Source organism: Streptomyces sp. NPDC048419 (assembly GCF_043200415.1).
Classification (GTDB): domain Bacteria; phylum Actinomycetota; class Actinomycetes; order Streptomycetales; family Streptomycetaceae; genus Streptomyces.
In genome coordinates this window covers 1-4,290 of sequence record NZ_JBICXT010000094.1, presented here as the reverse complement: position 1 = coordinate 4,290, position 4,290 = coordinate 1, and the positions used below count along the sequence as shown (strand labels likewise).

The 4,290-nt window shown below is 64.7% G+C and carries 2 protein-coding genes and 2 pseudogenes; 1 reads left to right on the top strand and 3 read right to left on the bottom strand.

Annotated elements, in window-relative coordinates:
- Window positions 1-404: 404 nt before the first annotated feature.
- The 3 genes and pseudogenes from ACGFYN_RS47835 to ACGFYN_RS47825 form a co-directional block, all read right to left on the bottom strand.
- On the bottom strand, window positions 405-1,550 hold the full coding sequence (locus ACGFYN_RS47835; RefSeq protein ID WP_393872238.1) for a cytochrome P450: 1,146 nt from the start codon (window positions 1,548-1,550) through the stop codon (window positions 405-407).
- Between the two features lie 445 nt (window positions 1,551-1,995).
- Window positions 1,996-2,631 (bottom strand): annotated as a pseudogene (locus ACGFYN_RS47830) (polyprenyl synthetase family protein); the annotation flags it as partial.
- Between the two features lie 668 nt (window positions 2,632-3,299).
- Window positions 3,300-3,443 (bottom strand): hypothetical protein, encoded by a 144-nt coding sequence (locus ACGFYN_RS47825; RefSeq protein ID WP_393872237.1) that lies wholly within the window; start codon window positions 3,441-3,443, stop codon window positions 3,300-3,302.
- A 285-nt stretch (window positions 3,444-3,728) separates the two neighbouring features.
- On the opposite strand from ACGFYN_RS47825, the pseudogene ACGFYN_RS47820 reads away from it, so the two are divergent.
- Window positions 3,729-3,963 (top strand): annotated as a pseudogene (locus ACGFYN_RS47820) (transposase); the annotation flags it as partial.
- Window positions 3,964-4,290: the final 327 nt, after the last annotated feature.

Sequence of the window (4,290 nt, the reverse complement as noted above, 5' to 3'; positions counted from 1 at the left end):
GTCAGGCCGCCACCCTGCGCGTACCGCATACCACCGGCCTACCGCAGGGATCACCACCCGTCACCACCCCGACAACACCCCGAAGAGGTCAGTAACTGCCCGGCCTTGGGGAAAGCCCTCCGTGCGCGCGCCGGGGATCCGGATGCGTTCGGGCAGCTCTTCGGCGAGCACGCTTCGGTGGTCTCCCGGCACGCACGTGGACGCCGGGTTCGCCGGGATCCCGGGTGGTGGGCTCGGCGGGAGCGTACTGGGTGACATCAGCCGCTGGATATGAAGGCTCGTATCGTCGCCTGCCGATCTCGACGGCGGTCAGGCCGGGCTCCGCCACGTGGATGTGGTCGACCAGGTTCTTCACGATGGGTCAGCGCCTCGCGGCAGCTCCTGCGCTCACGACACCATCGCATTCAGCGGCGAGGAGTGAGTGTGAGTGGCATCGCTGCGGGGAGCGGTATGATCCCCAGCTTTTGTTGGGTGATGCGGCGTTCAGGGTGGGGAGAGAATCGCCATCGCGGGACGATCGATGACAGGCTGCTGCTGACCTCAGTCCAGGCGAACGTGTCTCCGATGCACTTGCGGTTCCCTGCACCGAAGGGTATAAATCCGGTCCGCGGGATGTTGGCCGACGTTTTGGCCTGCCAGCGGTCGGGATCGAATTTCTCCGGGTCGGGAAAGTACCGTGGGTCTCGGTGCAGGGCGTGGAGGCTGAAGGCGACCTCGGTTCCAGCCGGAATCTCGACGTCGCCGAGGACAACTGGTTCTGTGGCGCGCCGCATCAGCAAAACCACCGAATACAGACGTGTAATCTCGTTCAGGAATTGATTGAGATAGGCGCAGGGTAGTCCGCCTTGTAGTTCGGTCGCCAGGCGCTGGTCGATCTCCGGGGCCCGACTGAGTTCATACAGGCTCCAGGCGATCGTACTGGCAACCGTGTCGACCCCACCCATGAGCATGGTCACCACATGATCCACCAGTGCCTCATCAGCAACGCGCTGATCGGCGGCACCAGATGAGGCTTCTTCCAGCAATGAGAGGAAGTCGTTACGCTGTGGATTGTCTCGTGAGGTGGCGATCGCGTCTTTGACGGCGGCCCTCAGCCGGGCGCATGCTCCGTAGAATTCTCGGTTGATCGGCAGTGGTAGCCGATCGAGCATAGCGGGCATGAAGGAGCGAGGTACGACGATATTCAGAATCAGTGGGACCTCGCGACGTGCGATGGCGACAGCCTCATCGGTAAGACGCCGACCAAACAGTGTGGCAGCAAGATTGTTGGCCGAGTACTCGACGAGTTCGGGCCAGAGGTCGTCGACCGAGCCTGGCTGCCAGGAGGCGCCGATGCCATGGGCGTGGTCCGATATGAGGCCACCGTACCCGGACATGCGGTCTTGATGGAAGGCGGGCTGCACGATGCGGCGGTGCACACGGTGGGTTTCGCGAGGGGCGGTTGACAATCCGTCGCCAACCAGCGGATGCATTCTGTCGAACAGGCGACCCTTTTCAAAGGCTGTGGCCTTGGTCACCAGAATTTCATGGACCAATTCCGCAGTGGTCACCCACATAGACCGGAAATGTAGGCAAATCGACGCGGACGACATCGCCCTGCTCGCGGAGGGGTTTAAAGAAACCGTAGAGGTCGCGGAGCAGTGGGATGGTGTGGCCGATGAGGGGCTGGTGGCCAGGGGCTCGAGGTACGGAGCGAAGCGTTCGAGGCATGACGTTTACCTACCGGTCATGGTCGGGTTGAGTGAACCGGGGTTCTTCGCAGTCGGCTTCGATGAGTGGATCAACTCCAGGTGGCGATGTGGTTCCATCGTCCGTTGCGGTCGTATTCGGTGCGATCGGGCCAGATAGTGACTTGCCCCGAATAATAGGGCCGGCCGTGGTAGCCCGGGCCGTGATACCGAGGTGCGAAGCGGGATTGCTCTAGGTTGCCAGCCATGGTGAGACCAAGGGCATCGATGTAGCGCCTAATCTGTGGCCGATGGCCGAGTGCGCCGTTCAGGGGGGTCCTCCTTCGCCGCGGAGGCGATCGTCGGCGGCCATGACAGCCCGCAAGCGGGCTCCGGCCGGCTCGGGGGAAGCGATTGCGGCCATGAGTGGGTAGGTCTTCTTCCGGGCCCGCAAGTCGCTGAGGGCTGGCTTGCCGGTGAGTGCGGGATCGCCAACACCAGCCAATACATCGTCCATGATCTGAAAAGCCAGACCGAGATCGTGGCCGACTCTGGCCAGGCTTTCGATGACGGTGCCAGGAGCACCGGCTAGGAGTGCGCCGATGGCGAGCGCACAGGAGATCAGGGAACCGGTCTTGTTGCCAGCCATGGCTTGGTATTCAGCCTTACTGACTGAGCCGAGACCGGTCCACGGGCGTTGCTCGAAGGCGAGGTCCTGCGCTTGCCCCTGGCACAGTCGCAGTGAGGCGTCTGAAATGAGTTGAACTGCGGCCCTGGCCTCGCCTGGCGCGTAAGCCACCGCCCGGATGGCCAGCGCGAACAACGCGTCTCCGGTCAGGACCGCGGGACCGGTGCCGTAGGTTCTCCAGACAGTCGGGCGGTGCCGGCGCTGTTCGTCGTGGTCCATGATGTCGTCGTGGACCAGTGAGAAGGCGTGCAGCATCTCGACCGCTACCGCCCCGGGAACTGCCGCTTGACAGGCTTGCCCACCAGTTCAGCGGAGAGCAGGGCTAGCGTCGGACGCAGCATCTTCCCTCTCGGACCGTCCGATGGTGTTCCGTCAGCCTGGCACCAGCCGAATGAGTAGGCGCCCATCCGGGCCAGCTCGGGGTGCAGTGTGGCGATGGCGGCCTTTAGGTCCGGCTCCACTAGGTCACGGAACCGGCCGAGAAGAGCGGCAGAGCGTATGGCTACAGGCTCAGGAGCGGCCGAGATCATGGTGATGTCCCATTCCGGGAGCAGCGCAACGTCGCCACGGCCGGTGGTGTGGGTCCCGCTGTTCGACCCTTGCCGTATACCGGGCGTTCGACCGACCTGGCATGCCGGCCGGGGTGTGGAGCAGGCGTCGGTGTCCTGGTCAGCGCGCAGTGCCCCTTGGCGCGGCCGTGGCTCCGGTTGGCGAACAGGATCCCCAGGGAGACCTTGTGCCATGACGCGTGGATGAGGTGGCAGGGTGGGTAGCTGCCCCCCTCGCCCGAGCCGCTGGCCAACTGGATGACTACCCGATCCAGCCGCGAGGTTTTGAGGATGAAAGCCACAGGATTCCCTCACAGAGATGGGCCGCCCCCAGCGCGCATCTCACGCTTCCCTTCCGACTGTGAATCGAGTCCTGTGCGTTCGGGTGAGTAATCGCTACTCAAAACGCGCGACTTCCGCGCAGTTGGCCAGCCGCTTGGCGAAGGCCTTCTTCCCCGTTCGCGGTGACGGCGGTGGCGTGGTGTTCGCCCTTGCCGACGCCCAGGCCAGGAAGGCGCCGATGTCGCTGGTGTCGATCACGTGCCTCTTCGGCCCTACTCGCCCAGCCGTCTGGCGGCACCGATCGCCGCATCCACATTACGAAGAGCCCTCCTGCCTTCGAAGAAGGCCGGTGGTCATGCCCCTGACCTGTTCATCGACTCCAGACGCCCGTCTGCAGCCGTAGCGTCCAGGGCCCCGGTCGGCATGGGCTCGCATAGCTCCTTGCCGCCCTTGCGGGCTGGCTCATGTCGCTGTCCGGCCTGGGCACGGCGCTGGCCGTCGGCGGCGTCAGCCGCTCCCCGAGGGGAGCACCACTTCGACCAGCCCTCCCTGGCCCGCTCGCTCGGCGCCGTCCATGAACAATGCCGGGCCACAGAAGCCCAGATCAGCACCCTGCTGGAGGCACACCTTCTTTCCGAAGTCCTGACCTCGATCCTGGGGATCGCGATCAGGGCCGCCGCAGTGCTGCTGGTCACCGTCGGCGAAGGTGACCAGCTTCCCCACCGCCGCCACCTCGCCTCCCTACGCCGGCCTCGCCCCCGCCGCGGAGCCGTGGGGGATTGCGGATGCTGCGCCGGCGCAACCGGCTTCCCGCCGTGGGGCCGGGGTTTGTCCTTCTACGCGCTAGCGGAGTACGCCCTGGTCAAAGAGTCCCCCGACCGGGTGCGGGAGAAGCTGGGGTGGAATGCAGCCGATGGCCTTGTGCCCTGACCGGCGCATCCGGCAGTCTGGAAATCTGAGCGCCAGAGGGGATGAGTTACGTAGTTCAGCCGCCGACTCCAGTATACGAGCGCTGTTTTTGAGTAGCTTCTACTCAAAGCATCGGGGGGTGTCTCGGGTTGACTTTCTGTAGGCGTCGGCCAAGGATGGCGGGCGGCTGGCCGGT